The 14,890-nt window shown below is 73.5% G+C and carries 14 protein-coding genes; 12 read left to right on the top strand and 2 right to left on the bottom strand.

The window, feature by feature from the left end:
* From AC1MIR_RS02710 to rpmG, 7 genes are all read left to right on the top strand, one after another.
* Positions 1-1,069: dihydroorotase (locus tag AC1MIR_RS02710; protein WP_480026648.1), on the top strand; the 1,069-nt coding region annotated here is incomplete at its 5' end.
* On the top strand, positions 1,066-1,650 hold the full coding sequence (plsY, locus tag AC1MIR_RS02705; protein WP_480026647.1) for a glycerol-3-phosphate 1-O-acyltransferase PlsY: 585 nt from the start codon (positions 1,066-1,068) through the stop codon (positions 1,648-1,650). The genes AC1MIR_RS02710 and plsY, both read left to right, overlap by 4 nt.
* A gap of 4 nt (positions 1,651-1,654) precedes the next feature.
* Positions 1,655-2,764: a DNA-processing protein DprA gene (gene dprA, locus AC1MIR_RS02700; protein WP_480026646.1), complete on the top strand. Its 1,110-nt coding sequence runs from the start codon at positions 1,655-1,657 to the stop codon at positions 2,762-2,764.
* 36 nt (positions 2,765-2,800) lie between these two features.
* Positions 2,801-5,536, top strand: a complete 2,736-nt coding sequence (gene topA / locus AC1MIR_RS02695; protein WP_480026645.1) for a type I DNA topoisomerase — start codon at positions 2,801-2,803, stop codon at positions 5,534-5,536.
* Position 5,537: 1 nt separating this feature from the next.
* Positions 5,538-7,949, top strand: coding sequence for a ribonuclease R (gene rnr, locus AC1MIR_RS02690; protein ID WP_480026644.1), 2,412 nt, complete (start codon positions 5,538-5,540; stop codon positions 7,947-7,949).
* A gap of 74 nt (positions 7,950-8,023) precedes the next feature.
* Complete coding sequence (locus tag AC1MIR_RS02685; RefSeq protein ID WP_480026643.1) at positions 8,024-9,451, top strand: S41 family peptidase; 1,428 nt, start codon at positions 8,024-8,026, stop codon at positions 9,449-9,451.
* A gap of 167 nt (positions 9,452-9,618) precedes the next feature.
* The gene (rpmG, locus tag AC1MIR_RS02680) at positions 9,619-9,786 is read left to right on the top strand and encodes a 50S ribosomal protein L33 (RefSeq protein WP_109871295.1); all 168 of its coding nucleotides are present in this window, start codon (positions 9,619-9,621) and stop codon (positions 9,784-9,786) included.
* A gap of 144 nt (positions 9,787-9,930) precedes the next feature.
* On the opposite strand, the gene AC1MIR_RS02675 is transcribed toward rpmG, so the two are convergent.
* Positions 9,931-11,328, bottom strand: coding sequence for a PleD family two-component system response regulator (locus AC1MIR_RS02675; RefSeq protein WP_480026642.1), 1,398 nt, complete (start codon positions 11,326-11,328; stop codon positions 9,931-9,933).
* Here AC1MIR_RS02675 and AC1MIR_RS02670 point away from each other — a divergent pair.
* Together AC1MIR_RS02670 and AC1MIR_RS02665 are read left to right on the top strand one after the other, a co-directional pair.
* On the top strand, positions 11,297-11,821 hold the full coding sequence (locus AC1MIR_RS02670) for a CobW C-terminal domain-containing protein (protein ID WP_480026641.1): 525 nt from the start codon (positions 11,297-11,299) through the stop codon (positions 11,819-11,821). The genes AC1MIR_RS02675 and AC1MIR_RS02670 overlap by 32 nt on opposite strands.
* A 67-nt stretch (positions 11,822-11,888) precedes the next feature.
* Entirely contained in the window at positions 11,889-12,221 is a 333-nt protein-coding gene (locus AC1MIR_RS02665) for an STAS domain-containing protein (protein WP_480026640.1), read from the top strand.
* A 1-nt stretch (position 12,222) separates the two neighbouring features.
* Here the strand turns inward: AC1MIR_RS02665 and AC1MIR_RS02660 are convergent, their stop codons facing one another.
* Positions 12,223-12,483: a SemiSWEET family sugar transporter gene (locus AC1MIR_RS02660; RefSeq protein ID WP_480026639.1), complete on the bottom strand. Its 261-nt coding sequence runs from the start codon at positions 12,481-12,483 to the stop codon at positions 12,223-12,225.
* A 48-nt stretch (positions 12,484-12,531) separates the two neighbouring features.
* Between AC1MIR_RS02660 and AC1MIR_RS02655 the strand changes: the two genes are divergently transcribed.
* The 3 genes from AC1MIR_RS02655 to AC1MIR_RS02645 form a co-directional block, all read left to right on the top strand.
* Positions 12,532-13,134 (top strand): GNAT family N-acetyltransferase, encoded by a 603-nt coding sequence (locus AC1MIR_RS02655; RefSeq protein WP_480026638.1) that lies wholly within the window; start codon positions 12,532-12,534, stop codon positions 13,132-13,134.
* On the top strand, positions 13,131-14,051 hold the full coding sequence (locus AC1MIR_RS02650) for a carbon-nitrogen hydrolase family protein (RefSeq protein WP_480026637.1): 921 nt from the start codon (positions 13,131-13,133) through the stop codon (positions 14,049-14,051). Before AC1MIR_RS02655 ends, AC1MIR_RS02650 begins: the two co-directional genes overlap by 4 nt.
* On the top strand, positions 14,048-14,890 hold an 843-nt coding region (locus AC1MIR_RS02645), incomplete at its 3' end, for a lipid-A-disaccharide synthase (protein ID WP_480026636.1). The genes AC1MIR_RS02650 and AC1MIR_RS02645, both read left to right, overlap by 4 nt.

Genomic DNA, 14,890 nt, shown 5'->3' with positions numbered 1-14,890 from the left:
GCCGCCCCCCCCCCCCCCCCCCCCCCCCCGCCGCCGGCCCCGCCCCCCGGGCGGCATCACCACGCTCTGCGCCCTGCCCGACACCGACCCGCCGCTCGATGACGCCGCGCTGATCCAGTTCGTGATCCGCCGCGGCGAGGCAACGGGGTGCCTGACCATCCTGCCCTATGCCGCCGCCACGGCCGGCTGCGCGGGCAAGGAGATTGCCGAGTTCGGCCTGCTGAAGGAGGCCGGCGCGGTCGCCTTCACCGATGGGCGGCACGCCATCGGCAATGCGCGCACGATGCGGCTCGCGCTGTCCTACGCGCGCGCCTTCGGCAGTTTCGTCGTGCAGCACCCGGAGGAGCCGAGCCTCGCCATCGGCGGCGCGGCGACGGAAGGCGAGCGCGCGACGCGGATGGGCCTGCCCGGCATCCCCGTTGCGGCGGAATCCATGCTGGTCGCGCGCGACATCGAGCTCGCGAAGATCACGGGCGGGCATGTGCATTTCGCGCATGTCTCCACCGCGGCGGCGCTGGCGCAGATCCGCGCGGCGAAGTCGCTCGGGCTGCGCGTGACCTGCGACACCGCGCCCCCCTATTTCGACCTGAACGAGACGTCGATCGGCGAATACCGCACCTACGCCAAGCTGTCCCCGCCGCTGCGCTCGGACGAGGATCGGCTGGCCGTGGTGGCCGCGCTGAAGGATGGCACGATCGACGCCATCGCCTCCGACCACCAGCCGCGCGACGCCGACGACAAGCGCCTGCCCTTCGCCCAGGCGGAGGCCGGCGGCGCGGGTCTGGCGACGCTGCTGGCCGTGACGCTGGCCCGCGTCCATGCCGGCGACCTGACGCTGCTGCAGGCGCTGGACCTGCTCACCGCGCGGCCGGCCAGGCTGCTCGGCATCGAAGCCGGCACACTGGCGAAAAACGCGCCGGCGGACCTGGTGCTGTTCCACCCCGAGCGCGGCTGGCGCGTGGAGGCGGGCAAGCTGCCGGGCAAGGCCCAGAACACGCCCTTCGACGGGCGGGCGCTGGAAGGAAAGGTGCTCGGCACCTGGAAGGCCGGGCGGCGGGTGTTCGGATGATTTTTGTTCTCGCTGCCGGGCTCGGCTACCTGTTGGGGTCCGTGCCCTACGGGCTGCTGCTGACCAGGGCGGCGGGGCTCGGGGACATCCGCAGCATCGGGTCGGGCAATATCGGCGCGACCAATGTGCTGCGCACCGGCAACAAGGGCCTCGCCGCGGCGACGCTGGTGCTTGATGCCGTGAAGGGCCTCGCCGCGCTGGTCATCGCGCGCTGGCTCTGGGGCGCGGATGCCGGGCTGGTCGCGGGCGTGGCGGCGATGGCGGGCCATGCCTTCCCGGTCTGGCTGGGTTTTCGGGGCGGCAAGGGCGTCGCCACCGGGGCAGGCGTGCTGTTCGGCGCGGCCTGGTGGCTGGGCGCCGTGGCGCTCGCCACCTGGGCGGCGGTCTTCGCCATCACGCGCATCTCCTCGGCCAGCGCGCTGGCGGCCTGCGCGGTGGCGCCGCTGGCGGCGCTGCTCTTCGGCGGCGCGAAGCTCGCGCTGTTCGCCGTGCTGCTCGCCGCGCTGATCGCCTGGCGGCACAAGGCGAACATCCAGCGCCTGCTGGCGGGGACCGAGCCACGGGTGGGGTCGAAGGGCTAGCCGGGTGGGGGACCCGGACCACCTCGCCCGCCTCCGCCTTGCCCGTACCGAGGGCATCGGCCCCACAACCTTCCGCCGCCTGCTCGCTCGCCACGGCTCCGCCCGCGCGGCACTCGACGCCCTGCCCCGGATCGCGGCGCAGAGCGGCCGCGCGCTGACCCCTTTCCCCGCCGAGGCCGCCGAGCGCGAATCCGACGCGGTGGCGAAGCTTGGCGGCACCTGGCTGCACCTGGACGGCCCCGGCTATCCGCCGCTTCTGGCCCTGACCGAGGATGCGCCACCGGTGCTGGCGGTGCTCGGCGACGCCTCCATCCTGCCGCGCCGGCAGGTCGGGCTGGTCGGCGCCCGCGCCGCATCCGCCGGCGGCCGGCGCATCGCAGAGGAACTCGCCGCCGGCCTGACCACCGGCGGCCTCGTCGTCACCTCCGGCCTCGCCCGCGGCGTGGATGCGGCGGCGCATCTCGGCGCGCTGGAGGCGCATGGGCGGACCATCGCGGTGGTCGCGGGCGGGCTCGACCAGCCCTACCCGCCGGAGAACGCCAAGCTCCAGGCACGCATCGCCGCGGAGGGCGGGGCCGTGGTGGCCGAGGCGCCGCTCGGCACCGCCCCCCTTGCCCGCCACTTCCCCCGCCGCAACCGCATCGTCGCCGGGCTGGTGCTGGGCGTGGTCGTGGTGGAGGCCGCGCTGCGCTCCGGCAGCCTGATCACCGCCCGCCTGGCCCTGGAAGCGGGGCGCGAGGTCTTCGCGGTGCCGGGCAGCCCGCTCGATCCCCGCGCGCGGGGCTCGAACGACCTGATCCGCCAGGGCGCGCATCTCGTCGAGACGGCCGAGGACGTCTTCGCCCATCTGCCCGAATCGCCCCGCGAACTGCCCTTGTTCCGCCCCCGGGAAGACCCCGGCCCACAACCGGAGGAGGTCGCCGCGCCGCCGCCAGCCTCCGACGCGGCAGCGCAAGTTCTTGAAATGATTGGCCATGCCCCGGTAGCCGTTGACGATCTGGTCCGGCGCTGCCACCTCTCGGCGCCTGCCGTGCGGGCCATCCTGCTGGACCTGGAGCTTTCGGGTCTCGTGGACGCCCTGCCGGGAAACCGCGTCGCGCGCGCCGCAAGCTGATCCGCGGCGCCCGAAGAACTGGGCGAAACCGCAAGCATGACCGACGTCGTCGTGGTCGAGAGCCCGGCCAAGGCCAAGACCATCAACAAGTATCTCGGCCGGGATTTCCGCGTCCTCGCCTCCTTCGGCCATGTCCGCGACCTGCCCCCCAAGGATGGCAGCGTCCGGCCGGAGGAAGACTTCGCCATGGACTGGGAGGCGGATGACCGGGGCGAGCGCCAGGTGCGGGAGATCGCCCAGGCGCTGAAGGGCGCGCGGCGGCTGTTCCTGGCGACCGACCCCGACCGCGAGGGCGAGGCGATCTCCTGGCATGTGAAGGACATGCTGGCCCGGCGCGGCGCGCTGAAGGGCGTCGAGGTCAACCGCATCACCTTCAACGAGATCACCAAGCGCGCCATCCAGACCGCGATCGCCGCCCCGCGCGACCTCGATACGCCGCTGATCGAGGCCTATCTGGCGCGCCGCGCGCTGGACTACCTGGTGGGGTTCAACCTCTCGCCCGTGCTGTGGCGCAAGCTGCCGGGCTCGAAGTCGGCCGGTCGCGTGCAGTCCGTCGCGCTGCGCCTGATCTGCGAGCGCGAGGCCGAGATCGAGGCTTTTCGGGCGCGCGAATACTGGACCGTGGAGGCGCGCTTCCAGACCCCGGCCGGTGCGCCCTTCACCGCGCGCCTGACGCATCACGAAGGAAAAAAACTCGAGCAGTTCGACCTGCCGAACGAGGCGGCGGCGCTGGCTGCGAAGCGCGCGGTCGAGGCCGGGCGCTTCGGCGTGGTCTCCGTCGAGAAGAAGCGTGTCCGGCGCAATCCGCCCGCGCCCTTCACCACCTCGACCATGCAAATGGAGGCGTCGCGCAAGCTCGGCCTTGGCGCCCAGGCGACGATGCGGCTGGCGCAGCAGCTCTATGAAGGCGTGGACATCGCCGGCGAGACGGTCGGTCTGATCACCTATATGCGCACCGACGGCGTGCAGATGGCCCGCGAGGCGATCTTCGCCATCCGCGACCACGTCAAGGACAGCTTCGGCGCCGACTACGTCCCCGGCGCGCCGCGCGAGTATCAGAGCAAGGCGAAGAACGCCCAGGAAGCGCATGAGGCGATCCGCCCCACCGATGTCAGCCGCACGCCGGAGCAGGTCGGCCCCTTTCTCGATGACCGCCAGCGCCGGCTCTACGAGCTGATCTGGAAGCGCGCCGTCGCATCCCAGATGCAGTCGGCCGAGCTCGACCAGACCACGGTCGAGATCGCCGACGAGAGCGGCCGGACGCGGCTGCGCGCCACCGGCTCGGTGGTCGCCTTCGACGGCTTCCTGCGTCTCTATCGGGAGGACGAGGACGACCGCGCCGCCGATGCCCGTGCCGGCATCGCGACGGCCGCCGCCGAGGACGACGACGAGAAGACACTGCCGCCGATGCGGGAGAAGGACGCGCTGAAGACCGGCGCCGTCGCCGCCACGCAGCACTTCACCCAGCCGCCGCCGCGCTATTCCGAGGCGACGCTGGTCAAGAAGCTGGAGGAACTCGGCATCGGCCGGCCCTCGACCTATGCCTCGATCCTGCAGGTGCTGCAGGATCGGCAATATGTCCGGCTGGACAAGCGCCGCTTCATCCCGGAGGACCGCGGCCGGCTGGTCACGGCCTTCCTGGAAGCCTTTTTCGAGAAATACGTGGACTACGGCTTCACGGCCGGGCTCGAGGAGAAGCTCGACGACATCTCCGGCGGGCGGGCCGACTGGCGCGCGGTGATGCGCGCCTTCTGGGAGGATTTTTCCGCGGCGATCGCGGCCACGACCGACCTCAAGATCAGCGACGTCATCGACGCGCTGGACGAGGAGCTGGGTCGTCATTTCTTCCCGCAGAAGGCCGATGGGTCCGACGGCCGCACCTGCCCCGCCTGCACGAACGGAAAGCTTGGCCTGCGGCTCGGCCGGCAGGGCGCCTTCATCGGCTGCTCGAACTATCCCGAATGCCGCTACACGCGGCCGCTGGCGGTGCCGGGCGCCGAGGCGGATGGCGCGGCGGGGCTCAACGAAGGGCAGCGCGAGATGGGCGTTGACCCCGCCACGGGCCAGCCGGTGACGCTCCGGCGCGGCCCCTACGGCCTCTATGTGCAGCTCGGCGAGGAGACGGAGCAGGACGGCAAGAAGGTGAAGCCGCGCCGCGCCAGCCTCACCCGCGACATGAACCCGGAGACGCTGGACCTCGAGGCCGCGCTCGGCCTGCTCTCCCTGCCGCGCGTGGTCGGGCGCGACCCGGAGACGGGCGAGGAGATCACCGCCGGCATCGGCCGCTTCGGCCCCTATGTCCGCCTCGGCAATGTCTACCAGTCGCTGGAGCCGGGCGACGAGGTGCTGACGCTCGGCATGAACCGGGCGATGGAGCTGCTGGCCAAGGCGCGCGCCAAGGTCCGGCTGGTGGGGCAGCATCCCAAGGACGGGCAGCCGGTCGAGGTCCGCAAGGGCCGCTTCGGCCCCTACGCCCTGCACAGCGGCATGGTCGCCAACCTGCCGCGCGGCATGGAGATGGAGGCGGCGACGCTCGACGAGGTCGTCGTGCTGCTCGCCGAGAAGGGCAAGGCGCTGCCGCCGCGCGGCGCGAAGGGTGCGAAGGGCAAGGCGAAGCCCGCCGCGCGCAAGGTGGCCGCTCCGGATGGCGAGGCGAAGCCCAAGGCCGCGCCACGCAAGACCGTGGCCAAGCCGGCGGCGAAGACGGCACCGGCGCGCAAGCCGGCACCGAAGAAGCCCGCCGCGAAGACAGCAGCGCGCAAGGCGAAATAAGGTGCCGCGCCGCGGGCCGCCGAAGAAGGGACATGCCGCGCGGAAGCGAGTTCGGGCGACACCCGACAGTCGCGCCGCTCCCACCCCGCCCGGCCTGCGCTCCGCTGCGGCGTCCGACGCGGAGCGTCGAACCCCCCGCACTGCGGGGGAGGGAGACGCAAAGCGGCTCGGGGCAACACCGTCCAAGGCGCCGCGGCGGAAGCCCAAGGGCGAGAAGGGCGAGCCGCGGCTGCCAAGCCGCGAGGAACTCCGCGCCTTCCTCCGCGACGCGCCCGGCCGCGTCGGCAAGACCGAGATCGCGCGGCATTTCGGCCTGACCTCCGACCAGCGCCCTGCCCTGCGCGAACTCCTGCGCTCGCTGAAGGAGACCGGCCAGGCCGCACCCGCGGGCCGCCGCGGCTTCGCCGCCCCCGACCGGCTACCCGACATGACGGTGGTGGAGATCGTGGGCAGCGATGCGGATGGCGACGCCATCGCGCGCCCGGTGCAGTGGGACAAGGCGAACGGCCCGCCGCCCGCGATCTTCATGCGTCCCGAAGCCCGCGGCCAGCCGGCGCTCGCACCCGGCGAGCGCGTGCTGGCGCGGCTGCGGTTCCTGGGCGGCACGAAATACGAAGGCCGCACCTTCAAGCGCCTGGCCGGCAGCGGCGCGCCGGCCCGAATCCTCGGCGTCTTCGAGGAAGGCCGGATCATCCCGACCGACCGGCGCCAGCGTGCCGACTGGATGGTCGCGCCTGCGGATGCGGGCGGCGCCGCGGCCGGCGACATCGTGCTGGCCGAGCCCCTGCCCCAGCACCGCCCCTTCGGCCCCCGCCCCGCCCGCATCGTCGAGGTGCTGGGCCGCATGGGCGAGCCCCGCAGCGTCTCCCTCGTCTGCATCCACGCCCACGGCATCCCCGACATCTTCCCCGCCGAGGCGGTGCAGGAGGCCGAGCGCGCCAAAGGCGTGACCGTGCGCGGGCGCGAGGATCTCCGCGGCATTCCGCTCGTCACCATCGATGGCGAGGACGCCCGCGACTTCGACGACGCCGTCTTCGCCGAGCCGGATGGCCCCGAGGGAGAGAGCGGCTGGCGCGTGCTGGTCGCCATCGCCGATGTCGCCCACTACGTGAAGCCGAACTCGGCGCTGGACCGGGAGGCCTGGGCGCGCGGCAACAGCGTCTATTTCCCCGACCGCGTCGTGCCGATGCTGCCCGAGGCCCTCTCCAACGGCTGGTGCAGCCTGCGGCCGCAGGAGAATCGCGGCTGCCTGTTCGTGGAGATGCGCTTCGACAAGGCCGGCACCAAGACCGGCCACCGCTTCGGCCGCGGCCTGATGCGCAGCGCCGCCCGCCTCACCTATGAGCAGGTGCAGGCCCACCAGGATGCCGGCACCGACCCCGAAGGGCTGGAAGCCGGCCACGTCCTAAGGCTCTACGGCGCCTTCCGGGCGCTGCTGTCGGAGCGGGAACGCCGCGGCACGCTGGATCTCGACGTGCCGGAACGCCGCGTGCTGCTGGACGAGAAGGGCAATGTCCAGGCCGTGGTGCCGCGCTCCCGCCTCGACAGCCACAAGCTGATCGAGGAGTTCATGGTCGCCGCGAATGTCTGCGCGGCGGAGGAACTAGAACGGCTCCGCCAGCCCTGCATGTACCGCGTCCACGACCGGCCCTCGGACGAGAAGCTGGAGGGGCTGCGCCAGTTCCTGCAGGGGCTCGGCATCAAGCTGGCGCCGCGCGACCGCATCCACCCCCGCGACTTCTCCCAGGTGCTGGAGATCGTGAAGGACCGGCCCGAGGCGCGGCTGGTGAACGAGGCGGTGCTGCGCGGCCAGTCCCAGGCCGCCTACAGCCCCGACAACATCGGCCATTTCGGCCTGGCTCTGGCGCGCTACGCGCATTTCACCAGCCCGATCCGGCGCTACGCGGACCTGCTGGTGCACCGCGCCCTGGTCTCCGGCCTCCGGCTCGGCCGCGACGGCCTGGTGGAGGAGGAGGCCGCGCGCTTCCCCGACACGGGGGAGCACATCACCCAGACCGAGCGCCGCGCCGCCATGGCGGAACGCGACGCGGTGGACCGCTATCTCGCGGCCTGGATGGCGGACCGCGTCGGCGACATGTTCGATGCGCGAATCAGCGGGGTGACACGCTTCGGTCTCTTCGTAACTGTAGAGACGAACGGCGCGAGCGGAATCGTCCCGCTGGCGTCCTTGCCGGACGACCGATGGCAGCTGGATGGTGCCGGGCATGCGATGACCGGTCAGAGAACGCGCCTCACCTTCAGCCTCGGCCAGGCGGTGGAGGTGGAGCTCGTCTCCGCCACGCCGCGCACCGGCGGCATGGTGTTCCGCCTGATGCAGGGCGACCCGCGTCTCGGCCGGGCGCGGCCGCGCGGCTCCGCTGGCAGGTCCTCCGGGCGGTCGCGGCGGCGCTGAGTGTCTGGCTGCTGGCGGCGCCGCTGCCGGCTCTGGCGCAGATCGAGGGGTTTCCGCGGGCCCTGGCGCAGCGCGTGATCGGCGAAGCGATGCGCCTGGTGCTGGAACGGCACCTGGAATCGGCCGCCGTGCCGGATCTGGCGCTCTGGTCGCTGCGCGGCCTCGGCGTGCTGGACCCGCGATTCGACGTGGTGCAGCGGGACGGGCAGCTGCGCGTGACGGTGGAGGACAAGCCGCTGGCCGCCTTTCCCGTCGCCCGGCTGGCCGCCGCCGCGACGCCGGAGGCAGCCGGCGCCGCGCTCGGCGCGCTGCTCGCCGAGACCTACGAGGCGGCCTGGAACGTCTCGCCGGTGCTGCGCCGGGCGGGCGCGGACCGGGTGATCGCCTCCGGCTTCGACGAGGTGTTCAACCATCTCGACCCCTACAGCCGCTACGTCATGGGCGCCGAGGCCCGGATCAGCCGCGAAAGGCGGGTCGGCCAGTCCGGCCTCGGCCTGCGGATCGCGGTGCGGGGCAATTCGCTGCGGGTGGTCGCGGTGACGGCCGGCGGCCCGGCGGCGGAAGAAGGCGTGCGCGTCGGCGACCGTCTCCTCGCCGTGGACGGCAGGCGTCTGAGCGCCGCCGAGCCCGAGCGGGCCGCCGCGCTGCTCGAAGGGCCGGAGGGCTCGACGGTGACGCTCAGCCTCACCCGCGGCGCCCGCCGCCTGCAGGTGACGCTGGTGCGCGAGCTGGTGGTGCCGGAAACGGTGACCGCGGAGCGCCGGGACGACATCCTGTGGATAAATGTCTCCGGCTTCTCCTCGCAGACCGAGGACCGGATCATCGCCACGCTGGTCGAGGGCTTCGACGATCATCCGCCCCGCGGCGTGGTGCTGGACCTGCGCGGCAACCGGGGCGGGCTGCTCACCCAGGCCGTGGCGGTGGCGGATGCATTCCTGACATCGGGCGAGGTGGCGCGGACCGAGGGCCGGCACCCGGATGCGGCGCGGCGCTACGTCGCGGGGGGGCGGGACCTGGCGCAGGGCCGGCCGGTGGTGGTGCTGGTGGACGGGCGCACCGCCTCCGCCGCCGAGATCGTCGCGATGGCGCTGGCGGCGCGCCCCCGCGCCGTCATCGTGGGCAGCGCCACGACCGGGAAGGGGCTGATCCAGCTGGTCGCGCCGCTGGCGAATGATGCGGAGTTGCTGATCACCTGGTCGCAGGTGGTCTCGCCGGCCGGCTGGCCGCTCCAGGGCCTGGGCGTCCTGCCGGAGCTCTGTACCAGCCTGGGGCCGGAGGCGCTGGCAGCGGGGCTGCAGGCGCTCGCCGCCGGGCAGGCCCCGATGGGGGCGGCGCTGGCACGGCAGCAGGCGGCCCGCCCGCCCGTGCTGGCTTCGGAAGTGGTGGCGCTGCGCAGCGCCTGCCCGCCGGCCGAGGGCCGGCCCGCCGACCTCGCGGCGGCACGGGCGCTGATCGACAGCCCGCGCGCCTATGAGACGGCGCTGCGCTCCCTGCCGCAGTAGGCGGCGCAACAGGTGCCGGGCGCCCACTGCCGGGCGCGGCCGGGGCAACCGGCCGGGGCGCCGCCCTTTTGCCTTGACCTGCGGCGGCGCCGGATTATGTTCCGCCCTCCTGCCGGGCCACCGTCGGTGCGCGCGGTGCCTGTGTTTTATCCGCTGGAACCCTGACCATGGCCAAGGCCAATACCGTTCTCATCAAGCTCGTCAGCAGTGCCGACACCGGGTATTTCTACGTGACGAAGAAGAACACCCGCACGGCGACCGGCAAGCTGGAGCTGAAGAAGTACGACCCGGTCGCCCGCAAGCACGTCCCGTTCCGCGAGGCCAAGATCAAGTGATCCGGGCGGGCCTTCGGCCCGCCTTCGCCGGCTTTCCTAGGCAGCACGGCCAATGGCCGGGCTTTTCGCGTCCGGATGGCGCGCCGCGCTTCCGGCATGCGGCAGCGGCGTGCGGGGCGGGTCGCCCGGCGAGGCCCCTCGCCCTCAGCTGCCGACGCGCGTCCGACGGGCGCTGATCGAGTCCGGCGGCCAGTCACGGGCCTCGGCGGCCTGCACACGGTTCCGGCCGCTGTTCTTCGCCCGGTAGAGCGCGGCATCGGCGGCGCCGACCACCTCGTCGCAGCCGATCCCGGGCTCTCCGGCCGCCACGCCGACGCTGGCGGTGACGCGCAGCGCGTGGCCCTCCACCATCATCGGCGCGGAGTCGATGGCGCCGCGCAGGCGCTCGGCGACAAGCCGGGCGTCCTCCGCCGTGGCGCCGGACATCACCACCATGAATTCCTCGCCGCCATAGCGCGCCACGACATCGGCGGCGCGAAGATGCCCGCGCACCCGCTCGGCCACTTCCCGCAGCACCTGGTCGCCGGCCGCGTGGCCGTAGGTGTCGTTCACCCGCTTGAAGTTGTCCACATCCAGCAGCAGCACCGCCGCCCCGGTGCCGCGCAGGACGGCGTCCAGGTGCCGGCGGACGTAACGACGGTTGCGCAGGCCCGTGAGCGGATCGGTCACCGCCAGTTCCAGCGAGCGGTCGAGCTCGGCCCGCAGCCGTTCCTGGTAGCGCTTGCGCCGGATCTGGTTGCGGATGCGCGCGCGCAACTCGTTGCTGTCCACCGGGCGCAGCACATGGTCGTTGGCGCCGAGGTCGAAGCCGCGCAGCACCAGGCCCTTCTGCGGCGGGTCGGCAACGAGCACCACCGGCACGTCGCGGGTCAGCGTCTCGGCCCGCAGGCGGGACGCGAGCCGCAGCGCGTCCCCGCCATCCGGGGCGAGGCTGATCAGCACCACATCCGGCAGGTTCGCCAGCATCGCGTCCCAGGCGCTCGCCGCATCGCGGCTGGCGCTGGCCTCGACCCCGTCCCGGCGCAGCATGTCGCCAAGCAGCTCGGCCTCCGCCGGATCGCCGAGCACCATCAGCGCCCGCGCCCCGGCGACCGAGGCCGAGGGGCCGGGCGGCGGCTCGAAGCCCAGGTCGCGCGCGGTCTCGGCACGCAGGCGCCAGGCGTCCAGCACCTGCTTCATCCGCAGCAGCGCCCGCAGCCGGGCGAACAGCGTGGCGTCGTCCACCGGCTTCGAGAGGAAGTCGTCCGCACCCGCTTCCAGCCCCCGCACCCGTTCCGTCTGGTCGGTCAGCGCGGTGACCATCACGACGGGGATATGGGCGGTGGCGGGCTGCGCCTTGAGCCGACGGCACACCTCGTAGCCGTCCATGCCCGGCATCATCACGTCCAGCAGCACGACATCCGGCTGCCAGCGCTGCACCAGCGACAAGGCCTCCTGCCCCGAGCTGGCAACCGTGACCTCGTAGTACTCGTTGAGCAGCTTGGCTTCGAGCAGGCGGAGATTGGCGACGATGTCGTCCACGACGAGGACGCGGGCCGTCATCGCCGGCCTCGCGCGGGGGCGGGGGGGGGGGGGGGGGGGGGCGCGGGCGGCGATCCTCGGCGCGGGCCCCTTCGACCCGGCGGCCAAGGCGCCCGACGTGGCGCGCTGGATCGGCGCGGCGGCGCCCGGGGAGCATGCTCACCACCACCACCACGCCCACGACCCCGACCGGCACGACGCCCGCATCCGGGCCCTCTGCCTGGAGTATCAGGCGCCGCTGCCCTGGGACGGGCTCGCCGGCTTCCTGGAGATGCTCGGCATGACCCGCGGGGCATCGCTGCTGCGGGTCAAGGGCGTGCTGGACCTGATCGGCGAATCGCAGCCGGTCGTGGTGCATGGGGTGCAGGGGGTGTTCCACCCGCCGCGCCGCCTCGCCGGCTGGCCGCCCGACCAGCCGCGGCGGTCGCGGCTGGTGTTCATCCTGCGCGACCTCGAACCGAAGGTGGTGCAGGAGGGGCTGGGCGCCTTTCTCGCCGCGGGCGCCGCGCGTTGACAGCCGGGACGGCCCGCGCAACGCTTTCCGCTCACCGCCTCGACGGATGAGCGGACGGGACCCCGGCATGGACATCACGGAAAGCACGGCCGGAAAGGCAAGGGTGGCCGGCCTTCGCGGCCGCCTCGACACCGCGACCGCCCCGGCGGCCGAGACCCGGCTGCTCGAGATGCTGGCCGGCGGCGACGCCCTGGTCGTGGACCTCACCGAGGTGCACTACGTCTCCTCGGCGGGGCTCCGGGTGCTGCTCAAGGCGGCGAAGATGGCCCGCGTCGCGGGCGGCGGCTTCGCGGTGGCCGGCCCGCAGCCCTCGGTGCGCGAGGTGCTGGAGATCAGCGGCTTCGACAAGATCCTGGAGATCCACCCGACCCCGGACGCCGCCGCGGCCTCGCTCGGGTGACCTACGGGGCGGCGGCGCGGAGCTTCACCCACAGGATCAGCACGCAGAGCGGGACGGTGACGATGTTCGCCGCCACCAGGCCCCAGGATCCCACCAGCGCGCCATAGGCGAACCACAGCGCGTTGCCGGCCACCAGCAGCACGATCAGGCCGAGATTGACGTCCCGCGCCGATCGCGTCCGCCAGGTCTGCACCGCCTGCGGCACGAAGGCCGAGGTCGTCAGCACGCCGGCCAGCAGGCCGACCAGTTCCACCGGATCCACGCGACGATCCCCTTTCCCCGCAACGGGCGGCTGCCTATGCATCCGCCGATGTCGGACGTCCATCTGCGCTTCGCGACCCTCGCCGGGCCGGCGCTGCTGCCGCTGCTGCGGGACCTCGCCGGGCTCCGCATCGCGGTGTTCCGCGAATGGCCCTATCTCTACGAGGGCGACGAGACCTATGAGCGCGGCTATCTGCGGACCTATGCGCAGGATCCCGGCGCGGCCGTGGTGGTCTGCCGCGACGGGGATGCGGTGGTGGGCGCGGCGACCTGCGCGCCGATGGCGACCAGCCACCGCCAGGTGCAGCAGGCCTTCGCCGCCGCCGGCCTCGACCCGTCGGAGTTCTGCTATTTCGGCGAATCGGTGCTGCTCGGCCGCTGTCGCGGCCGGGGTGCCGGCGTGCGCTTCTTCGCCGAGCGGGAGGCGCATGCCCGAAGCCTCGGCCTGCGCCGCGCCGCCTTCTGCGGCGTGGTCCGCGACCCCGCCGATCCGCGCCGGCCGCCCGACCATGTCCCGCTCGACGGCTTCTGGCGCCGGGGGGGCTACACGCCGCGGCCCGACCTGACCGTGACCTTCGACTGGAAGGAGATCGGCGACGCGGCGGAGACGCCGCACACCCTTTCCTTCTGGCTGAAGGAGCTCGGGCCATGACGGCGCCGCCCGCGCGGCCCATCCGCCTCGGCCTGCTGCAATATCCGGTGGAGCGGCCGGGCAGCGTGGCGGAATTCGGCGCCAAGCTCGACCGCTGGCTCGCCGAGGCGGCGCCGCGCGCCGACCTGCTGGTGCTGCCCGAATATGCCTGCGTCGAGCTCGGCGCCGCCCTGGTCGGCCGCCCCGATCATGGCCCCGCGCCGCCAGCGGCAACCGACGAGCCGGCCGAGCTCGCCGCCATGGTCGCCCATGCGCCCGACATCCTGGGCGCGATGCGCGCGGCCGCGATGCGCGCGGGCACCTGGCTGCTGGCCGGCACGCTGCCGATGCGCGAGGGCGGGCGGGTGGTGGCGCGGGCGCCGCTGATCGCCCCCGATGGCCGCATCGCCTTCCAGGAGAAGCGCAGCATGACGCGCTTCGAGACCGAGCGCTGGGGCATCGAATCCGGCGCGCCGCCGCGCGTCTTCGACACGCCCTGGGGACGGCTCGGCATCGCCATCTGCTACGACGTGGAATTCCCGAAGCTGGTCCGCGTGCAGGTGGAGGCCGGCGCCTGGCTGGTCCTCGCCCCCTCCTGCACCGACACGCTGCACGGCTTCACCCGGGTGCGCGTCTCCGCCGCGGCGCGGGCGATCGAGAACCAGTGCTACGTCGCCTGCACGCCGACCGTGGGCGCGGCGCCCTGGTCCGCCGCGCTCGACGTCAACCGCGGCCATGCGGCGGTGTTCGGCCCGGCCGATGGCGGCTTCCCGGAGGATGGCGTGCTCGCCGCCGGGCGGCTGGATGCGGCGGGGTGGGTGTTCTGCGACCTCGATCCGGCGCTGCTCGACGCGGTGCGCGAGCATGGCGCGGTGCGCAACCACCGCGACTGGCCGAAGCGCCCCGTCCCGCCGCCGGAGCCCGCGGAGTTCGCATGACCGACGCGCCCTTGATCTACATCGTCGCCGGCGAGGCGTCCGGCGATGCGCTCGGCGCGCGGCTGGTGGCGGCGTTGCGGGCGCGCGAGCCGGGCCTCGACTTCGCCGGGATCGGCGGCGAGCTGCTCGCCGCGCAGGGCGTGGCCAGCCTGTTCCCGATGCGCGAGCTGGCGCTGATGGGGCTGCTGGAGGTGCTGCCGAACATCCGCAACGTCGCGCGGCGCCTGACGCAGACGGCGGAGGACATCGCGGCCCGCCGCCCGGCTGTCATCGTCACCATCGACAGCCCGGGCTTCACCCTGCGCCTGGCGGAGCGGGTGCAGCCGCTCGGCATCCCGGTGATCCATTACGTCGCGCCGCAGATCTGGGCCTGGCGCCCCGGCCGGGTGCGCAAGATCCGCGAGCGCGTCGCGCGCGTGCTGTGCCTGCTGCCCTTCGAGCCGGTGATCTTCGAGAATGCCGGCATCCCGGCGACCTTCGTCGGCCATCCGGTGCTGGAAAGCGGCGCCGATGCCGGCGATGCCGCGCGCTTCCGCGCGGCGCACGGCCTCGGGCCGGAAGCGCGGCCGCTGCTGGTCATGCCGGGCAGCCGCCGGATGGAGGTGCAGCGCCTGCTGCCGTTGTTCGGCGCAACGCTGCGCCTGCTCGCGCAGCGCGTGCCGGGGCTGCGGCCCGTGGTCGCCGTCTCGCCCCTGGTGGCAGAGGCGGTGCGCGCCGGCGTCGCGGGCTGGCCCGGCGATCCGATCCTGGTGGAGGAGATCGGCGCGAAGCACGACGCCTTCGCCGCCCGGGGCCCCCCCCCCGGGCCCCCCCCGGGAAAAAAAACCCCCCACCCCCCC

The organism is Falsiroseomonas sp. RANM36, from assembly GCF_056682175.1.
The sequence above is the reverse complement of the archived record's forward strand: the minus strand, read 5'-3'. Positions and strand labels throughout refer to the sequence as shown.